Origin of the sequence: Streptomyces sp. NPDC051286 (assembly GCF_044455345.1) — a bacterium.
GTDB lineage: Bacteria > Actinomycetota > Actinomycetes > Streptomycetales > Streptomycetaceae > Streptomyces.
Genome location: NZ_JBITER010000011.1, coordinates 144025 through 162035, shown reverse-complemented (window position 1 = coordinate 162035; position 18011 = coordinate 144025). Strand labels below are relative to the sequence as shown.

General features: G+C 69.7%; 15 protein-coding genes and 2 pseudogenes. 10 read left to right on the top strand and 7 right to left on the bottom strand.

The features are described 5' to 3' along the window. Positions 1–72: 72 nt before the first annotated feature. Positions 73–750 (bottom strand): endonuclease V, encoded by a 678-nt coding sequence (locus ACIBB8_RS14380; protein WP_398951876.1) that lies wholly within the window; start codon positions 748–750, stop codon positions 73–75. A gap of 65 nt (positions 751–815) precedes the next feature. On the opposite strand from ACIBB8_RS14380, the gene ACIBB8_RS14375 reads away from it, so the two are divergent. Then, on the top strand, positions 816–1112 hold the full coding sequence (locus ACIBB8_RS14375) for a YciI family protein (RefSeq protein ID WP_398951873.1): 297 nt from the start codon (positions 816–818) through the stop codon (positions 1110–1112). Between the two features lie 61 nt (positions 1113–1173). Here the strand turns inward: ACIBB8_RS14375 and ACIBB8_RS14370 are convergent, their stop codons facing one another. Next, positions 1174–2436 (bottom strand): PucR family transcriptional regulator, encoded by a 1263-nt coding sequence (locus ACIBB8_RS14370; protein WP_398951871.1) that lies wholly within the window; start codon positions 2434–2436, stop codon positions 1174–1176. A 215-nt stretch (positions 2437–2651) separates the two neighbouring features. On the opposite strand from ACIBB8_RS14370, the gene ACIBB8_RS14365 reads away from it, so the two are divergent. The 3 genes from ACIBB8_RS14365 to ACIBB8_RS14355 all read left to right on the top strand — a co-directional run bounded on the left by ACIBB8_RS14365 (position 2652) and on the right by ACIBB8_RS14355 (position 5518). Continuing rightward, the gene (locus tag ACIBB8_RS14365; RefSeq protein ID WP_398951869.1) at positions 2652–3929 is read left to right on the top strand and encodes an acyl-CoA dehydrogenase family protein; all 1278 of its coding nucleotides are present in this window, start codon (positions 2652–2654) and stop codon (positions 3927–3929) included. A gap of 70 nt (positions 3930–3999) precedes the next feature. Continuing rightward, positions 4000–5226, top strand: coding sequence for a CaiB/BaiF CoA transferase family protein (locus ACIBB8_RS14360; RefSeq protein ID WP_398951867.1), 1227 nt, complete (start codon positions 4000–4002; stop codon positions 5224–5226). Between the two features lie 76 nt (positions 5227–5302). Further along, complete coding sequence (locus tag ACIBB8_RS14355) at positions 5303–5518, top strand: hypothetical protein (protein WP_398951865.1); 216 nt, start codon at positions 5303–5305, stop codon at positions 5516–5518. A 142-nt stretch (positions 5519–5660) separates the two neighbouring features. On the opposite strand, the gene ACIBB8_RS14350 is transcribed toward ACIBB8_RS14355, so the two are convergent. Beyond that, positions 5661–6776 (bottom strand): WD40/YVTN/BNR-like repeat-containing protein, encoded by a 1116-nt coding sequence (locus ACIBB8_RS14350; protein ID WP_398951863.1) that lies wholly within the window; start codon positions 6774–6776, stop codon positions 5661–5663. Positions 6777–6960: 184 nt separating this feature from the next. On the opposite strand from ACIBB8_RS14350, the gene ACIBB8_RS14345 reads away from it, so the two are divergent. The 4 genes and pseudogenes from ACIBB8_RS14345 to ACIBB8_RS14330 all read left to right on the top strand — a co-directional run bounded on the left by ACIBB8_RS14345 (position 6961) and on the right by ACIBB8_RS14330 (position 11629). Further along, entirely contained in the window at positions 6961–7377 is a 417-nt protein-coding gene (locus tag ACIBB8_RS14345; protein ID WP_398951861.1) for an SsgA family sporulation/cell division regulator, read from the top strand. Positions 7378–8108: 731 nt separating this feature from the next. Further along, positions 8109–9740: an ABC-F family ATP-binding cassette domain-containing protein gene (locus tag ACIBB8_RS14340; RefSeq protein WP_398951858.1), complete on the top strand. Its 1632-nt coding sequence runs from the start codon at positions 8109–8111 to the stop codon at positions 9738–9740. Between the two features lie 140 nt (positions 9741–9880). Then, a pseudogene (locus ACIBB8_RS14335) lies at positions 9881–10539 on the top strand (N(G),N(G)-dimethylarginine dimethylaminohydrolase); the annotation flags it as partial. Between the two features lie 115 nt (positions 10540–10654). Then, positions 10655–11629 carry an acyl-ACP desaturase gene (locus ACIBB8_RS14330; protein WP_398951857.1) on the top strand — a complete coding sequence of 325 codons (975 nt, stop codon included), beginning with the start codon at positions 10655–10657 and terminating at the stop codon, positions 11627–11629. Positions 11630–12297: 668 nt separating this feature from the next. On the opposite strand, the pseudogene ACIBB8_RS14325 reads toward ACIBB8_RS14330, so the two are convergent. From ACIBB8_RS14325 to ACIBB8_RS14315, 3 genes and pseudogenes are all read right to left on the bottom strand, one after another. Continuing rightward, positions 12298–12540, bottom strand: a pseudogene (locus ACIBB8_RS14325) (short-chain dehydrogenase); the annotation flags it as partial. 344 nt (positions 12541–12884) lie between these two features. Further along, positions 12885–13139, bottom strand: a complete 255-nt coding sequence (locus ACIBB8_RS14320) for a WhiB family transcriptional regulator (protein ID WP_327243128.1) — start codon at positions 13137–13139, stop codon at positions 12885–12887. A 72-nt stretch (positions 13140–13211) separates the two neighbouring features. Then, the gene (locus ACIBB8_RS14315; protein WP_398951967.1) at positions 13212–14012 is read right to left on the bottom strand and encodes a VOC family protein; all 801 of its coding nucleotides are present in this window, start codon (positions 14010–14012) and stop codon (positions 13212–13214) included. Positions 14013–14290: 278 nt separating this feature from the next. On the opposite strand from ACIBB8_RS14315, the gene ACIBB8_RS14310 reads away from it, so the two are divergent. Both ACIBB8_RS14310 and ACIBB8_RS14305 read left to right on the top strand, forming a co-directional pair. Then, the gene (locus tag ACIBB8_RS14310; protein WP_398951854.1) at positions 14291–14461 is read left to right on the top strand and encodes a hypothetical protein; all 171 of its coding nucleotides are present in this window, start codon (positions 14291–14293) and stop codon (positions 14459–14461) included. 151 nt (positions 14462–14612) lie between these two features. Then, a complete protein-coding gene (locus ACIBB8_RS14305) occupies positions 14613–16820 on the top strand; it encodes a DEAD/DEAH box helicase (protein WP_398951852.1) in 2208 nt (735 codons plus the stop codon). A gap of 30 nt (positions 16821–16850) precedes the next feature. Here ACIBB8_RS14305 and ACIBB8_RS14300 read toward each other — a convergent pair whose 3' ends face one another. Beyond that, on the bottom strand, positions 16851–17864 hold the full coding sequence (locus tag ACIBB8_RS14300; RefSeq protein WP_398951849.1) for a multicopper oxidase domain-containing protein: 1014 nt from the start codon (positions 17862–17864) through the stop codon (positions 16851–16853). Between the last annotated feature and the right edge of the window lie 147 nt (positions 17865–18011).

The following is an 18011-nucleotide window of genomic DNA, read 5'->3' as shown; positions in this document are numbered from 1 at the left end:
CCTGCCGTTCATGATCGGCACGTGGTATCCGTACACATACTCAGATACTCGGACGCGGGTGCCGTCGGACACTCAGGCGGTCGCCTCCCGGAGGACCAGCCTGCAGAGTGCGTCGGCCCTGCGGGTGGTCTCCGGCTGGCGGAAGTCCCTGGCCAGCAGAAGTGTGTGCGCACAGGCGTTGTCCAGACCGGTCCGGTGGCCGACGGACACGTACACCGGCTTGGTGCCGTCCTGGGTGCGCAGTGCCCGGCCCACCTCCTCGTCCCCGTCGACGAGCGGGGAGAAGTCGCCTCGCCGGGGGCCCGGCTGCTCGTACGTGAAGGTGAACGGGTTCTTGGCGACGCCGATGACCGGCAGTCCGGTGAGGACGCCGAGGTGGCTGGCGAGCCCGAACCGCCGCGGGTGCGCCCTGCCGTAGCCGTCGCAGACGACGAGGCCGGGGTCGACCGGGAGGGATTCCAGCGCGGCCAGCACGGTCGGTATCTCCCGGAAGGCGAGCAGCCCCGGGACGTACGGGAAGGTCACCCGGCCGGTGGCGGTGGCCTCGGCGACGACGTCGAGGGTGGCCGCGTCGAGCACGACCGCCGCCGCCACGACGAGGTCGCGCTCGTCGTCGTAGGCGACGTCCACACCGGTCACCCGTCCGGTGCCGGGCAGCGGTCCCGGCTCGTCCAGCACCACGCGGGCGCGGAGGGTGTCCTGGATGGCGCGGGCTTCGGCTGCGTCGGCCGGCGTGCGGAGCGTCGTCATAGTGCCATCCAGCTTAGAAGTCCCGTCCGGACCTCCCTCGACAAGGCCTCGATAGGGTGAGACGTATGTTCGTACTCGAATTGACCTACACCGCCCCCGTCGAGCGCGTCGACGCACTCCTGAAGGCTCATGTCGCCTGGCTGGACACGCAGTACGCGGCAGGTGTCTTCATCGCGTCCGGGCGTAAGAACCCGCGCGATGGCGGGGTGATTCTCGCCGTCGGGGACGACCGCACGCAGATCGAGAAGATCACGGCGGCCGACCCGTTCGCGGCCGAGGGCGTGTGCGCGTACCGGATCACGGAGTTCATCGCGACCAAGACGTCGGACGAACTCGCCGCGCACCGGCAGCAGTTGCCGTAGCAGTTCAGAGCGCGGGTCATCGGGGTCCCGGGTACGGTACGCACCACCGCCTGACGCCGCGTCACGGTGGGCGGACCCGCAGGATCGGGGGGCCGAGGTACTGGCAGGCGAGCAGGGCCAACCCCAGGTCCGTACGGCGCTCGTGGACCGATCGCCTCATGGCCTCCTCGGCCTTGCGGATGCGGTACTGCACAGTGTTCTTGTGCAGGATCTGGCGACCGGCGGTCGCGGTGTAACTGCCGCCGGTGGCAAGGAAGATCTGCAGTGTCTCCCGCAGCCGCGCGGAGTGCTCGTCGTCGGTCGCCAGTTCCCCGAGGACGCTCCACACCCAGGCCCGCATGTCGTCGATGTCCTTGCACATCAGTGCGATCGGGGCGACCTGGTGGTACAGGGTGACCCGGCTGTCCTGGCCGGCCGCCACCGCGAGGTCCTGCGCGCGCACAGCCTGCCGGTGCGTGCGCCGGAATCCCTCGACGCCGCACTCCAGGTCCCCCACGCACGCCAGCGCGGTGGGGTCGCCGTCCTCCACCGTGCCCGCCAGCAACTCCCAGGGGATCTCGCCGCGCGAGCCGAACGGAAGCCAGGCCCAGGCGAGTGTTTCGTCCCGGGCCACGAACAGAGGTCTGCCACTGCAGTCCAGCTCCGCCGCGATCCTGCCGGTGAGCCGGTCGAGCCGGGACAGCGCCGCCCCGCCGTGGGACCTCTCGGGCAACCACAGCACGATCCCGAGGTGGCGCTGCCCCAGCCGGTAGCCGAGGACCGATTCCGCCCAGTCCGGATCCATGCGGTCCTCATCGAGGATCTCCCGCACCCGTGCCGTGCGGGCCGCCGTCTGACCCAGCAGCCAGCGATCACGTTCGAGCTGGTAGACCTCGATGACCCGTTCGCTGATCCGGTCGATATAGCCGAAGGTCACCGACAGCATCCGGCGGGTGGCCTCTGCGGAGACCTCCTCGTCGGGGCGCTGGCGGTGGAGTTCGTCGAGGGGCCACTGCAGAAAATAGAAGTGGCCTATCCGGTAGGCCCTGACCAACGCGCTGATGGGGATATTGCGCTGGGCCAGCCTGCGGGCATATTCCCATGCGGCCACAGGCCCTTCGACATTCTCCAGGGAGACGTCGTGCTCAAGAATGTGGAGCATCGTGATGACGTTTTCCGAGACGCTCGCCTGAAGCAGGCTGAGGATGTCCTCATCGCCTCTGAGCTGCGGGATCTCGGCGACCAGGCGCGCCCACACATCCCGGCTGACCTCCGGGGCGTGTGACCCTAGCTCCGACGCCACGAGCGACAGCCGCTTCATGGCTTCGGTGTCACCCATGGCCATGGACACACCGTACCCCGGTGCCCGCGAGCGGGCATGGAGAGGCCGGAGCATTCCGTGGCCGAACCGCCACCCTGAGTTCGTCGGGCCGCCGGTACCAGAGCCGCGGGAAATGTCGTGTCCGGCGTCCGATGGCTTCTCCCCCGGCTTCTCCTAGCGTGAGAGCGCGGGGGACGCCATGGAACACGGAGGGGAATCCGGAGAGGAGCAGCGGACAGATGAATGCGATGCAGAGCACTGCGACGGCGGGCATCGATCTCGTCACCGTAGGTTCCGGGAACGGGAAACCGGTCGTCCAGCCGCCGGTTCTGGGCGGACCCGAGCACACGGACTACTTCCTGCTGAACGACCTGCTGGACGATGAGCAGCGGGCCCTGCGCCAGAAGGTCCGGGACTTCATGGACCAGGAGGTCACTCCGATCATCAATCCCTACTGGGAGCGCGCGGAGTTCCCCCACGAGCTCGTCCCCAAGCTGGCCCAACTCGGCGTCATGGGTTTCCAGATCCAGGGCCACGGCTGCCCGGGGATGAGCAACGTGACGGCCGGCCTGGTGATCCTGGAGCTGGCGCGCGGCGACCTCAGCATCTCCACATTCAGCGGTGTGCACTCGGCCCTGGCCATGACGTCGATCGCGCTGCTGGGCTCGGAGGAGCAAAAAGATCGCTTCCTCCCGCCGATGGCGCGCCTGGAGAAGATCGGCGCCTTCGGTCTGACCGAGCCGGCCCACGGCACGGACGTGGTCAAGCTGGAGACGACCGCGCGCCGGGACGGCGACGCGTACGTGCTCAACGGCCACAAGCGGTGGATCGGCAACGCGACCTTCGCCGATTATGTGATCATCTGGGCCCGCGGTGAGGACGGCCACGTCGGCGGATACGTCGTCGAAAAGGGCGCTCCAGGCTTCGAGACTGAGGTCATCACGGGCAAGACGGCGCTGCGGTGCGTGCAGAACGCGCAGATCTCCCTCACCGACGTCCGCGTACCGGCCGAGAACCGCCTGGCGAACGTCCACACCTTCCGCGACACCGAGAAGGTCCTGCTGGCCTCCCGTTACTGCGTGGCGTGGGAGGCGGTCGGAGCCGCCATCGCCGGCTATGAGACCGCACTGGCCTACGCCAAGCAGCGCAAGCAGTTCGGGATTCCGCTGGCCGCCTTCCAGCTCATCCAGCACCGCCTGTCGCGCATGCTGGCCGACATCACCGACATGCTGTGCATGCAGTACCGGCTCAGCCAGCTCATGGACGAGGGCAAATACTCGATGCCACGGGTCGCCCTGGCCAAGATGCACTACACCGAGCGCGCCCGGGCCATCCTCGCCGACGCCCGCGACATGCTCGGCGGCAACGGCATCATCCTCGACTACCACGTGGCCCGGCACCTGTGCGACATCGAGGCCATCGACACCTACGAGGGCACCGACACGGTGCAGTCCCTGATCGTCGGCCGTGACATCACCGGTTACAACGCCTTCGTCCCGATGGCCCCAGTTCACTGAACCGCGCGGCCCGCATCCGCTGGGGACACCTCCCAGCGGCAGCCAGAGGAGGGCGGAAGGAGGATCAGCTATGGAAGACACGACTCTGCTGCAGGGACTGCACGTCGTCGATATCGCCAGTTTCATCGCCGGGCCCGCCGCGGCCACCATCCTCGCCGACTTCGGCGCCGATGTCGTCAAAGTGGAACCACCAGGCATCGGGGACACCTACCGGGCCTTCAGCCGCTTCCCGCCGAACCCGAGGGTCGAGGGCGTCAATTACGCGTGGCAGCTGGACAACCGCAACAAGCGCAGCATGGAGCTGAACCTGAAGTCCCCCGGAGCCCGCCCGGTCCTGGAGCGGCTGGTGCGGTGGGCCGACGTCCTGGTGACAAACTTCCCGCCGCCGACCCGGGCCAGGCTGCACCTGGAGTACGGCGACCTGGCCCCGCTCAACAGCCGGCTGATCTACGCGGACGTCACCGGCTTCGGCGAGACGGGGCCGGACGCCCACCTGCCCGGCTTCGACGCGACCGCGTACTGGGCGCGCACCGGCCTGATGGACCTCACCCGCCAGCACGATGCCCCGCCCGCGATCAACGTCTCCGGCGCCGGCGACCACGCCACGGCGATCACGCTGTTCGCCGGGATCATGACCGCGCTCTACCGCCGTGAGAAGACCGGTCAGGGGGCGCGGGTCAGCGCGTCACTGGTCGCCGAGGGGGCATGGGCGGCGGGCGTGTGGCTGCAGGCGATGCTGGTCGGCGCGAAGAACCCCCACCCGGTGGACCGGTTCCACCCGCCCAACGCACTGGCGAACGCCTACCGCACCGCTGACAACCGCTGGCTGCTGCTCGCCTTCGTCAACGAGGACAAGCAGGTACCCCCCTTCCTGCGGGCCATCGGCCATCCCGAGGCGGCGGAGGACCCGCGCTTCAAGGACACCGCGAGCCGGCACACCCACTCCGCCGACATCGTCGAGTTGCTGGACCGGGCGTTCGCCAGGCGCCCGTTGGCCGAATGGCGCGAGCTGCTGGACTCCGCCGGTATCACGTACGGGGTCGTCCAGACGCTGGAGGAGAGCGCGCACGACCCTCAACTCCTGGCCAACGGGGTTCTGGTGCCGATCGAGGCCGACGGCACCGACTCCCGTCTCACCATCGACAGCCCTGTGCGGCTGGACCAGGAGCGGAAGGTCCCCCCGCGCCCCGCTCCCGACCTCGGCGAGCACACCGAGGCCGTGCTCGCCGACCTCGGCTTCGACACCGCAGAGATCGAGGAGCTACGTGCCGCGGAGGCGATCCCGACCCCGCGGTGACCGTCCCCGCGGCCGGCCTCGTCGCCGATCGCGCGCAAGACGTCCCAGACCGCGCGCAGGACAAGGAACCACCACCATGGCAGACACCAGCACCTCCGGCGCCCGCACCGTGCGAACCGAGGAGCACGGCGGTGTCCTGGTGATCACCATCGACCGTCCGGAGCGGCGTCGCGCCGTCGACGGGGCCATCGCCCAGGCGGTGGCCGACGCCTTCGACCGGCTCGACAGCCGCGACGGCCTAGCGAGCGGCGTCTGGTGCGTGCAGCTGCAAGGCGCCGAAGCGGCCTCATAGCGGAGCTATCAGGCCGTTTTGGCAACGCCGCAGATGTGCGTGCAAGGCGTCGGGAGCCCGGCCAAGATCTTCAGTGCCCTCCTGGGGCGTGTTTCGAACGTCCCGCCAGCCGCCGCCTGGCCCGCCCTGCGGGCGGACGACGCTACTTTCGAAGCATGGCCTGGTTCATCCGGGCGATCCGCCCCTTCTCCCCCGCCGCCCAGCAGCCGCCGTCCTTCGTGCAGTCCACGGTGTCGTACGAACCCGTGTCGACGGTGTGCCAGGTGCGGCCGCCGTCCGTCGTCAGGTCCGTCCCGGTCGGCCCGACGGCGAGTGCCGTGGAGCGGGTGTGCGGGACCCAGGTGACGCCGGAACGGTAGGCGGTCGGCGGGGTGGTGGACCGCTGCCAGGTCCGGCCTCCGTCGCCCGTGACGGCCGCGGCGTCCGGGGAGGCCTGGCCGGCGCGGTAGTCGCCGCCGACGGCAATGCCGTGGTTACGGTCGCGGAAGGCGAGACCGAAGACGCCGCGGGCCGGGTCCCCCGCCGGGATCGTCGATTCGGTGGCCGTCCAGGTCAGCCCCCGGTCGGCGGAGTGCAGCACCCGTGCGGTGGCCGCCCCGCCGGTCGCCAGCCATACGTCCTTCGGCCCCGAGCTGACCAGGCACTGGCCGCTGGCGGCAAAGCCCGCCTCGCCCGCCTGGGCCGCCGGCATCCCCGCTGTGGGCAGTACGTTCCAGCTGCGGCCGCCGTCCTCGGTGGACAGGATCCGGTACTTCCCGTCGACCGGGTCGCTCATGGCGAGCCCGTGGCGGCTGTCGAAGAAGGTGAGGCAGTCGTAGAAGGCACGGGCATCGCTATTGCGGAAGGACTCGGTCCAGGTCACTCCACCGTCGTCCGTACGGAAGACCCGCGACGCCTCGCCCTCACCGATGGCCAGCGCCACCGCACGCCGCGCGTCGAACGCCTCGATGTCACGGAATTCCAGAGCCGCCTCCGCCGCTCCCGCCGGCGACACGTCGTGCCAGTGACGGCCGCCGTCGGAGGTGCGCAGCACCGTGCCCTTCGAGCCCGCGACCCAGGCCGTGCGCCGGCTGACGGCGGAAAGGCCACGGAAGCGGGCGCCGGTTCCCGTCTCCGTAAGTGTCCAGCCCGTCCGGTCGCCGGGTCCGTGCCGCTGCCCCGGCGCTGCCTGCGCTGCCGATGTGACCAGTGCCGCGGTCAGCGCCGCCCCGCACAGTCCCCATGCCATCAGTCGTGTCGTCTTCCCCTTGGGCCTCATGGCGCAGGAAGCTAGCCCACGGGCAGTACGCCGTCCAGAGTGCGCTGCCGCACGCGGGCACGTGCGTCGAAAGGAGTGTGGCGCGGTGACGCAGCTCACTCCCTCGCCCGAGCACGGATCGGGACGTTCCGTCGTCTCTGCCAGTGCCGGGAACCGTTCATCTGGCCGCAAGAGGGAGCAGGTCTTGTCCAGCGTTATAGAGCAGTCCGTGCAGGCCCGCATGGTCGCATCCGCGCCGCGGATGGAGACCCTTCCCGCCACCTTGCAGTACGACTGCAGGGATCCGTTCGCCGTGCGCATGGCCTTCCCTGCCCCGGCAACCCTGGAGGGCACCGAGGTGTCCTGGGAGTTCTCCCGCGAACTGCTGGCGGCAGGAATAGAAGGAGCGGCCGGGGACGGGGACGTACGGATCAGGCCGTTCGGCTACGACCGTACGGTCCTGGAGTTCCATGCCGCCGAGGGCATCGCCATGGTGCATGTCCACACGGCGGAGCTGCGTCGCTTCCTCGGGCGCGCCGAGGAACTCGTCCCGTCGGGGCAGGAGCACCGATTCCTGGATCTGGACCGGAGTCTGACGGACCTGCTCGGCGGAGCGTGCTGAGCCCGGGAGCGGCTTCGCTGCCGCCCGGCGCGTCGGCGCCGCCCGGGGCCCGTACCCGGTACGCCCCCGGGATCCGGCGGCTCCACCGCCGTGTCCCGCGGTAGACGTCCCCGGCGATGAACCGGCGTCCGGCCTCGGAGCAGGTGGCCGCTCCGATCGCCGGCCCGGTGGTGCCGGGCAGCAGGAGGACCCGGCGGGACGGTCAGCGGAATGCTCCGCTGCCCGGAGGGGACGGACACGTGGTCCCCGAAGTTCGGTGGCTGCGGTCCCCGAGGTGGAGGCGCCCACCGAGGAGCGCGAGGAGGCGAAGCAGCCGGTCAGCACCGCACCGCCGCAGAACACCGTGGGCATCGTCAGGGCCCTGCCCGTCCAGCGACCTGTCATCGTCCGGCCCCCGATCCGCCGCACGCACCGGCACGGCCGGGATCGACGTAAATCGTTTGCCGGGGCGCGAAGTCCCGTCGTACCGTTCGTGACGTCCTTGTTGTCGTCGGATCGGAGAAGGACGTTGCTCGTCTGAGGTCGTGAGACACCGCGTTGCGCGCCGTGTCCGGACAGTGCATGCCCGTTCAGGTCTGTCATGTCTGTCATGTCTGCGCGCCCGAGTGTGACCTCAGCTCTTAGAGCCGTCCTCCGCAACCGGGGCTCCTCCTTGGCCATGTCCGTGGAACGCCCGTGACCGGTGTCTCGCCCGTTGCCCCCCTGCCCTTCCTCGCAACCGGGAGATCCGTATGTCTACCCCCATGACTCATATCGCCTGTTCGTCGCTCTCCTTCGCCTGGCCCGACGGCAGTGAGGTCTTCGACGACTTCCAGCTGGCCGTGGGCCCCGGCAGGACCGGTCTCATCGGCCTCAACGGGTGTGGAAAGTCAACCCTGTTGCGGCTGATCGCGGGTGAACTCACCCCCACCGATGGCCACATCCGCACCCGGGGCGAGATCGGGTATCTCCCGCAGAATCTGGTCCTGGACACGGCGCTGCGGGTCGATGCCGCCCTGGGCATCGCCGGTACCCGGGCCGCTCTGCACGCCATCGAGGCGGGGGACGTCCGCGAGGAGCAGTTCGCGGCCGTCGGTGACGACTGGGACGTGGAGGAGCGCGCCCGCGCGACGCTCGATCAGCTCGGCCTCGGCCACATCGGGCTCGACCGCACGATCGGCGAGATGTCGGGCGGCGAGTGCGTGTTGCTGCGCCTGGCCGCGCTGTTGCTGGCCCGCCCCGGGGTGCTGCTGCTCGACGAGCCCACGAACAATCTGGATCTGTACGCGCGCAGGCGGCTGTACGAGGCGGTCGACGCGTGGGCGGGTGTCCTGGTCGTCGTCAGCCATGACCGCGAGCTCCTGGAGCGGGTGGACCAGATCGCGGATCTGCGGGACGGGTCGGTCACCTGGTACGGCGGGAATCTCTCGGAGTACGAGGAGGCGCTCGCCGTCGAGCAGGAGGCGGCCGAGCGCATGGTGCGGGTCGCGGAGGCCGACGTGCAGCGACAGAAGCGTGACCTGGCAGACGCCCAGGTCAAGTTGGCTCGGCGTAAGCGCTACGGACAGAAGATGTCGGACAACAAGCGCGAGCCGAAGATCGTCATGGGCAACCGCAAGCGGGCCGCCCAGGAATCGGCCGGCAAGCATCGGCTCTTGCACGCCGGGAAGCTGGCGGAGGCGAAGGAGCGCCTCGACGACGCTGTCGAGGCGGTGCGGGACGACGACGAGATCAGGGTCGAGCTGCCGCACACCAAGGTGCATCCGGGCCAGGGCGTGCTCGTACTGCGCGATCTGGAACTCGCGCACGGGGCACGGGTGAGCGGCGGGTTCGAGCTGCGGGGCCCTGAGCGGATCGCGCTGGTGGGCCGCAATGGCGCGGGCAAGACGACGCTGTTGCGAACCATTGCCGGCGAGCAGGCACCGGTGTCCGGCGAGGCGACACCCCAATTGCCGCTGGGCTTTCTGCCGCAGCGTCTGGATGTACTCGACGACGGACTGAGCGTGGTGGAGAACGTGGCGCGATTCGCACCGAATGCCACGGACAATCGGATCAGGGCGAGGCTGGCGCACTTCCTGTTCAAGGGGGCTCGGGCGGACCGGCCCGTGGGGACGCTGTCGGGCGGGGAACGATTCCGTGCGGCACTGGCGGCGCTGCTGCTGGCCGAACCGGCACCGCAACTGCTGATGCTGGACGAGCCGACGAACAATCTGGACATGGCGAGCGTGCGCCGGCTGACGGCGGCTCTGGAGTCGTACGAGGGCGCGCTGATCGTGGCGAGCCACGATGTGCCGTTCCTGGAATCGCTCGGCATCACGCGCTGGCTGCTGCTGGACGGCGAACTGCGTGACACCACGGCCGAGGCGGTGGCGATGGAGCTCTGAGCCGTGGGGGTGACGGGGACAGACGGCGGCCGGGGACATCGGCGGAGCACGGCCCGGCTCTTCCAGCCGCCGACCGCAGTCGGTGCGGGAGCGTACCCCGGCCCCCGCCCCGCCCTGCGAGTCGACCGCGGCGGCGAGCATGGGAGCGGTATGTCGCCGTCCTCGGCGAGTACGGATGGGAGACGGTCGAGGCGAGCCCGGCGGACGGATACCCGGACGGCGTGTTCGTCGAGGACACCGTGGTGATGTGCCGGAACGTGGCGCTCATCGCCCGGACCGGCGCGGAGTCCCGCCGGGGCGAGACCGCGGCCGTGGAGGAGGCACTGGCCGGGCTCGGCTGCTCGGTGAACTGGAGGAGGAAGCCGGGCACGCTGGACGGCAGCGACGTCCTGAAAACCGGCGGCACGGTCTTTGTCGGGCGCGGCGGCCGGACGAACGCGGAGGGGGTGCGGCAGCTCAGATCCGCGTTCGAGCCGCTGAGTGCCCGTGTCGTAGCCGTGCCGCCGACCAAGGTGCTGCACCTGAAGTCCGCGGTGACGGCTCTGCCGGACGGCACAGTCGTCGGGTACCCGCACCCGGTTGACGAACCGTCGCTTTTCGGCTGTTTCCTGCCGATTCCGGAAGAGGCGGGCCCGCACGTGGTGCTGCTCGATGGCGGGAATCTACAAGTGCACCAAAGACCGCAGAGTCGTCCACCAAGTTCGGATATCACCCCGTATCAGTAGATATCAGCAATTTCGAGAAACTGGATCACTGCGTGACCTACCTCTCCGTACGCCTGCGCGACCTGCAGACATAACGGTACGTAGTCGGACTTCGCGCGGCCGGGCTTGGCGGGGGGCTTACTCCCGCTTTAACCTACGGTCTCGTAACCTACGAAGCCGTAGGTAATTCTCCCGTCCCCAGGAGCCCCCGTGACGATCACCTCTCCCCACCTCGGCAGTTCAAAGGCGTGGACCGACGCCCAACTGCTGTACGCCCTGGAGGAGGTGGTGGAGAAGGAGCTCAACCGCCATCTCAAGGTCGCCAAGGACTGGATGCCCCACGAGTACATCCCCTTCTCGGACGGCCGGAATTTCCCCGGCATCTTCGAGGACGGTGAGGCGTGGCAGGCCGACCAGTCCAAGGTCACCGACATCGGCAAGATCGCGCTGGTCGTGAACCTGCTGACCGAGGACAACCTTCCCAGCTACCACCACGAGATCGCCTCCCTGTTCGGCCGTGACGGCGCCTGGGGCACCTGGGTGCACCGCTGGACCGCCGAGGAGGGCCGGCACGGCATCGTGATGCGCGACTACCTGCTCACCTCGCGCGCCGTCGACCCGGACAAGCTGGAGCAGTTCCGCATGGCGCACATGGCGGATGGATTCGAGTCCGACAACCGACACTCGATGCTGCACTCCGTGGCGTACGTCGCCTTCCAGGAACTCGCAACCCGCGTCTCGCACCGCAACACCGGTCACCAGTCGGGCGACCCGGTCTGCGACCGCATGCTCGCCCGGATCGCCACCGACGAGAACCTGCACATGATCTTCTACCGCAACCTGCTCGGCGCGGCCTTCGAACTCGCCCCGGACCTGACGATGCAGGCCGTGCGTGAGGTCGTGGTCAACTTCCGGATGCCCGGTCACGGCATGCCCGGCTTCGAGCGGGCCGCAGCGCAGATGGCGATCGGCGAGATCTACAACATGCGGATCCACCACGACGACGTGATCCAGCCCGTGCTGCGCTACCTGAAGGTCATGGACATCGACGGGCTCGGCCCGGACGGGCTGAAGGCGCAGGAGGAGCTGGGGCTCTACATGGGCGGACTGGACCGCGAAGCGGCCAAGTTCGACGAGAAACTGGCCGCGCGCAAGGCGCGGATGGCCGCCCGCGCGAACGCCTGACCCGTCACTCTCGCGGAGGCCTGGACCCCAGGCCTCCGCGAAACGCCTGACCCACAACCCGCACAGCACCCGACGGCCCACGAGCACACTCACTTGTGGGCCGTCGCCTCAGTGTGACGAGGCGTCACGCACATCGGGACCGCGAGGGTAATACCGGACCTGGCGGCGTGGCGCCCACGGTGACGAGCGAGCCCTCGCCCGACGGTCGGCAACCGCCGCGTGGGAGGCACCGCGGCAGCCGGTCGGCGGAACCCGGATCAGCCGGTCCTGGGATCGCCCTGATGCCCGTGGAGCCATTCTCGACCGGTCACCTGCGGTTGCACATAGCCGACCGGTCGCTAGCTCTGCACTTGAGGAGCGTCGTCCGGTGCGTGCGGTCGCACGGCGGCCGGAAGGCCTTGGATGGGGTCTCCCCTGCTCGAACGGAGCTGAGAGCTCGGGGAAGGAGCTGCCAGGGCTTTCGGCCAACGCGGCGAGCGCGTGTGCTGGGCGGCGCGACGGGGCAGAGCCTGCCGGGAGGGGCACCGATTACTGCCGGTCGGCCGGGGCACCGCCGAGGAACGGCGAAGCCGGTCTCCGCGATTGCGAGGGCCGGCCTGTCCGGTGGTGTGTCAGTCGGTCTCGGTCGTCGCCCTCCGGCGGGGCCGCAGTGCGAGTGCGGTCGCCCTTCACCATTCCGCTTCCCGGTAGTCCTTGAGGAAGACGCCCGAGACGGGCGATCCCGCCTCGCCACGCACGATCGGATCGTAGACGCGGGCGGCGCCGTCCACGATGTCGAGCGGGGTACGGAAGCCTCCGGCAGCGATCCGCTCCTTCTTCGGCACCGGGTTCTCGTCGGTGATCCAGCCGGTGTCGACGGCGCACATATGGACGCCCTGGGAGGCGAGTTCGGCACTGCTGGTGCGGGTCGCCGCGGGTGATGCATGGCATGACCGAGGCGTCGACCCGCGCGCAGCCGCGGGTCGGTCACGGATGCCGGGTCCTCCCCCCACCGTGCAGGTGCCGACCGGGTGGCAGAGCGTCTCCGCGCCGGTCCGGATCACCTCGGCGAGGTGCGTGTCGTCGACCGGGCCAGGTACGTCCCGGCTCGACGAGCGCGCCCCGGACCCGTGGGGTCCTCGGAGAGTCGCGCGGCCGGCACGCAGCCGGCCGATCCCGCCCCGACGACCATGTAGTCGTACTCGCTCAACCCGGCTCCCCGGAGATCCGGACTCAGGACCCCGGAGGGCCGAATACCGGTACGTACAGGGGAAGTTCAGGCCCGGTCGCGCTCAACCCTGCGCAGCCGTTCCCGCTCCTTCTCCGAAAGTCCGCCCCAGACGCCGAACCGTTCGTCGTTGTCGAGCGCGTACTCCAGGCAGGCCACCCGGCCCTCGCAGGCGTTGCACAGTTGCTTCGCCTCACGTGTGGAGCTGCCGGGGGCAGGGAAGAAGAACTCGGGTCCCGCTTGCGCGCAGAGCGCCGTCTCCTGCCAGGCGAGTGCGGGGTCCGTCACGGTGTTGATCAGCATGGCGCACACAGTGCCCGGTCGCGATAAACGACTGCTCAACGCCACATCAATGCGGGGCCGTACGTCCTCCGGTCAGCTTCCCGGCGTGTCCGAGCTCTTGATCACGGCGAACTGCGCCCCGTACGGATCGGCGACGTTGGCGAACTTGCCCACGCCTTCCATCTCCATCGGCTCCAGCGTCAGCTTGCCGCCCAGCCGCTCGACGTCCGCGACCGTGGCGTCGCAGTCGTCGACCTCGAAGTACGGCAGCCAGTGCGGTCCCAGAACGCCCTGTGTCGCAACGGCGTCGAGAGGTACGAGCCCACCGAAGTCAGCGCGCTCGCCTGCGCCCCTGGTGCGGATCAGAGTGTAGGACCCACCGCCGCCGGGGTACGCCACCTGCTGGGTCTCCCACCCGAAGACCATGCCGTAGAACGCGGCGGCCGCAGGCACGTCCGGGGTGTACAGCTCGGTCCAGCAGAGCGAGCCCGGCGCGCCCACCACACCCAGGCCGGTGTTCTTTCTCGGCTGCCAGGTCCCGAAGTACGCGCCGTCCCGGTCCGTGAAGCCGCCCATCCGGCCGAAGTCGAGGACATCCATCGGCTGGAAGGGCACCGCGCCGCCGGCCTGCTCGACCGCCTTGGCGGTGGCATCGACATCGGGCGTCTGGAAGTAGACCGACCAGGACGACTTCGCCTGCTCCGGGGTGACGGTCATGGCGCCCGCGACCGATTTCCCGTCCAGCATGAACATCCCGTACCCGCCGGTCTCGGGACCGCCGGGAACGAAGTCCCAGCCGAAGAGGCCCTGGTAGAAGGTGGTGGCCCGGTCGAGGTCGGGCGTGCCGAGATCGAGCCAGTTGGGGGATCCGGTGACAAAACCGGTGGTGAGCATGGTGCGCTCCTTCAGCGAGTCCCGCGTGTGCACTGCAGGGGTTTCTCCTGACCATCCGAGTCTTGCACCGGGCACTGACAACCGCAGACTGCGCAACGCGGGAAACCGTTGCACCTCGGCTCGGCCCTCATGGATGATCGGCGCATGACCACCAGAAAGGTTCATGGCTCGTAGGCGCCCCCTGCTCCGCCCCTCGGCCCACGCGCCGCCGGCACCTGCGCATGTCCGCAGCCGCCTGGTCCACGTTCCGCGTTCCTGCTTTTCTGCCGAGGAGCACCATGGAGTCCACGCCTCTGACCCGGTACGCCTGTCTGCCGCGCACCTACCAGGGTCTGCACATGATGAGCAGCACCATCGACGCGTACGGCCGCGCACACTGGCTGATGGGCGAGCACATCCCTGTGCGGCGCGGCCCCTGCGCCAGGGCGCTGGAGGTCCCGCTGCTGTGACCGGCCGGACGCCGCCCGCCCGAGTCCTGACCGTGCACCGGGGCTCTCGCTCCGCCGGGCCCGCACTGTCAACGGCCCATGGCACGATATGTCTCACTCGGGCAGCTGCCGGGCAAGGCGGCAGCGGGGCTGCGCGGACAGAGGTACGTATATGACAGAGGCCGGGGAGACCGGTACCGGGGCGAGGGACACCGGGGCGCCGACGGGGAAGGCAGCCCGGGAACTGATCGCAGAAGCCGAACGGCTGCTCGACGCGGCGCGTGCCGTGCTGGCCGACCACACTCGCGCGACCGACGCCATACACGCCGCTCTCACCCCGATCCTCGACTCCCTGATCCACCGTGCGCTGGCCGCGATCCCGGTCTCCCGGCTCAAGGACGTCACCGAGGGCCGGTTGCGCCTCGGCGCGGTCGAGCAGGCCGGCTACACGACGGTCGGTCAGGTCCATGAGGCCAATCGGTACGAGCTCCGCCAGATCCCCGGCGTCGGTGCGCAGACCGCCGATCAGGCGCTCGCCGCCGCGGGCCAGATCGCGCACGCGGTCCGGGACACGGTCGCCGTCCGGATCGACGTGGAGGCGCCGGACGAGTCCACGACCGCCCTGGTCATGGCCTTGCACCGACTGATCGAGGCCGGTCCGGACGTCCGGCGGGCCGTGGACGCGGCCCGGCGGCTCGTCGGGCGGCTGGAGCCGCTGCTCACCGAGGCCGGACCGGCCCGCGGGCGGTTGCGCATGCTGTTCGCCCGGCGGCAGGCCCGTACGGCGGCGCTCATTGCCGTCGCCACTGTCCGGACCGCGGTCGCGGAGGCGACGGAGCGCGGGCTTCCGCTGCTGTTCGGGCAGGTGTCGGTCGATCTGCTGCGGGACCCCGAGTCGGACCTCGCGGCGTGGGTCGACTTCGAGCTGCGGTCCGCCGAGTACTACAGCCTGCTCGCCGAGATGTCGGGCACGCGGCCCGACCGGGACGCCGCCGAGGGGTTCCTTCCGTCGGGGATCGCCGACCGGGTGCGCGGGCTGCGGCTCGACGATGCGCATCTGCGGGTCTCCCTGCGGGGCTACCAGTCGTTCGGCGCCCGCTTCGCGCTCGCGCAGAAGCGGGTGATCCTCGGCGACGAGATGGGGCTCGGGAAGACCGTGCAGGCGATCGCCGCGCTCGCGCACCTCTCGGCGCGGGGCGAGACGCACTTCCTGGTGGTCTGCCCGGCGAGCGTGCTGATCAACTGGGTGCGGGAGCTCCGGGCCCGGTCCACTCTGCGGGTTCTGCCGGTGCACGGCCCCGAGCGACAGGAGGCGTTCGCCGACTGGCGCGAGCGCGGCGGGGTCGCCCTCACCACCTTCGATGCCCTGCACACCCTCCCGGCCGCCCGGGACGGCGGGAAGCGGCCCGGCATGCTGGTCGTCGACGAGGCGCACTACGTGAAGAACCCCGCCACCCGCCGCTCGCGCGCGGTCTCCGGCTGGGCGGGGCGCACCGAACGGGTGCTGTTCCTGACCGGTACGCCGATGGAGAACCGGGTCGAGGAGTTCCGCAGCCTGGTCCGCCATCTCCAGCCCGAACTGGCGCCGTCGATCAGGACCACCCACGGGGCCGCCGGCTCGCACGCCTTCCGCCGTGCCGTCGCGCCCGCCTATCTCCGGCGCAACCAGGAGGACGTGCTGACCGAACTTCCGGCGCTGGTGCAGGTCGACGAGTGGGAGGAGTTCAGCGAGGCGGATCTCGACGCCTACCGGGAGGCGGTCGCCGCCGGACAGTTCATGCGGATGCGCCGGGCCGCGTACGCCCGGCCGGAGACCTCCGCGAAGCTGAACCGGCTGCGCGAGCTGGTCGCGGAGGCCGCCGGCAACGGGCTCAAGGTGGTCGTGTTCTCCTACTTCCACGAGGTACTCACCACGGTCCGGGAGGCCCTGGGCAACGGGGTGTTCGGGCCGGTCTCCGGCAACGTCCCGGCGGCCCGGCGGCAGGGGCTGATCGACGAGTTCAGCACGGTGGACGGCCACGCCGTCCTGCTGAGCCAGATCCAGGCCGGGGGCGTCGGGCTGAACATGCAGGCCGCGTCGGTTGTCATCCTCTGCGAGCCGCAGATCAAGCCGACGATGGAGCACCAGGCCGTGGCACGCGCCCACCGGATGGGGCAGATACGCACGGTCCAGGTGCACCGGCTGCTCGCGACGGACAGCGTCGACCAGCGGATGCTGGACATCCTGGCCCGCAAGGAGCGACTGTTCGACGCGTACGCGCGGCGCAGCGACGTCGCCGAGACGACGCCGGACGCCGTGGACGTGTCGGACGGGAGCCTGGCCAGGCGCATCGTCGAGGAGGAACAGCTGCGCCTGGCGACGGGGCCGACGGAACCCTGACCGGATTCCTCAGGCCTCGGTCCGCCGGCCTCAGGTCCTGTCGGTCATCGCCTTGTCGTTCATCGGCGTGTCGGCCTTCATGTCATGCCTGGCACGGGGGTCGTAGCCCGGGACCGTTCCGTCCGCCTTGGCGACCAGCAGCAGTCCGGCCATACCCATGTCGGAGTGGCTCTGCACATGGCAGTGGTACATCCAGGCACCCGCGCCCACCTGTTCGCCCGCGATGACCTGGAAGCCGAAGGAGTCCGCCGGGCCGACGATCTTCGTGTCGATGACGCGGCTGGGATCGTCGGGCCCGGTGAGCAGCCCGGTGCGGTTGTCCGCCCAGCGATGACCATGGATGTGGAACGTGTGGTAGTAATTGCCGTGCGTGATCATGACTACTTCGAGCCGGTCGCCCACGGTGGCGTCGAAGTTGGGGCTGTCGTGGGCCGCTCTGTTGTTGATCGTCATGTCGTTGAAGACAATCGTGATGGTCTTGTCCGGCAGGAGGTCCCCGTTGCGCCGGACGACCACGGGGCCGTACAGACCCTTGCGGATGCCGCCCGTGCCGTGGTCCGTCCCGACGACATGGTCGTGATAGTGCCAGTAGCCCGCGCTGCCGGGCTGCCACGTGCCGTCCTTCCGGCGGCCCGGCGCGTGGGTGCGCCAGGTGTACGTACGCGTGCCACCCGGCTCGACGATGCTGTTGTTCACCCTGGTGCCGTCGCTCGCGATGTCGTAGTCGACGCCGTGCACGTGCAGGCCGGCCGCCACATCCATCGTGTTCTCGAACTCGATGTGCAGGGTGTCGCCCTCGTTGATCTCGATGAGCGGCCCGGGGACCGTCGCCTTGCCCTTCTCGAGGCCGTACGCCATCCGACCGTCCGCCAATTTCTCGGCGTACAGCTTGAGATGACGGATCACGCCTCCCGCCGGGGCGGTCCTCGGCGGGGGCTCCGCCGAGTTGGCGTCGACCGATCCGAGCAACAACGATGTCGCTCCGGTCGCCGCGACGACCCCGCCACCCACCAGGAAACGGCGGTTGAAGCTCCTTCGGTCCATGTCGAACTCCCCACTGGTAGACGGGCGTTACGGAGACTTGCGGAGACCGTCGGGGCACAGGCGGCTCCCGGAGCGGGCCATACCGTAGCCCGAGAATCTTCGGTTATTCACATTAAGGACGAAGTTCGCGCCATGGCTGCCATAGCG

Coding starts and splice junctions, on each gene's coding strand:
- ACIBB8_RS14380 (WP_398951876.1), bottom strand. CDS start 750: ATGACGACGCTCCGCACGCCGGCCGACGCAGCCGAAGCCCGCGCCATC.
- ACIBB8_RS14300 (WP_398951849.1), bottom strand. CDS start 17,864: ATGGACCGAAGGAGCTTCAACCGCCGTTTCCTGGTGGGTGGCGGGGTC.
- ACIBB8_RS14310 (WP_398951854.1), top strand. CDS start 14,291: ATGGAGTCCACGCCTCTGACCCGGTACGCCTGTCTGCCGCGCACCTAC.
- ACIBB8_RS14340 (WP_398951858.1), top strand. CDS start 8,109: ATGTCTACCCCCATGACTCATATCGCCTGTTCGTCGCTCTCCTTCGCC.
- ACIBB8_RS14375 (WP_398951873.1), top strand. CDS start 816: ATGTTCGTACTCGAATTGACCTACACCGCCCCCGTCGAGCGCGTCGAC.
- ACIBB8_RS14320 (WP_327243128.1), bottom strand. CDS start 13,139: ATGCTGATCAACACCGTGACGGACCCCGCACTCGCCTGGCAGGAGACG.
- ACIBB8_RS14365 (WP_398951869.1), top strand. CDS start 2,652: ATGAATGCGATGCAGAGCACTGCGACGGCGGGCATCGATCTCGTCACC.
- ACIBB8_RS14355 (WP_398951865.1), top strand. CDS start 5,303: ATGGCAGACACCAGCACCTCCGGCGCCCGCACCGTGCGAACCGAGGAG.
- ACIBB8_RS14305 (WP_398951852.1), top strand. CDS start 14,613: ATGACAGAGGCCGGGGAGACCGGTACCGGGGCGAGGGACACCGGGGCG.
- ACIBB8_RS14315 (WP_398951967.1), bottom strand. CDS start 14,012: ATGCTCACCACCGGTTTTGTCACCGGATCCCCCAACTGGCTCGATCTC.
- ACIBB8_RS14350 (WP_398951863.1), bottom strand. CDS start 6,776: ATGAGGCCCAAGGGGAAGACGACACGACTGATGGCATGGGGACTGTGC.
- ACIBB8_RS14360 (WP_398951867.1), top strand. CDS start 4,000: ATGGAAGACACGACTCTGCTGCAGGGACTGCACGTCGTCGATATCGCC.
- ACIBB8_RS14370 (WP_398951871.1), bottom strand. CDS start 2,436: ATGGCCATGGGTGACACCGAAGCCATGAAGCGGCTGTCGCTCGTGGCG.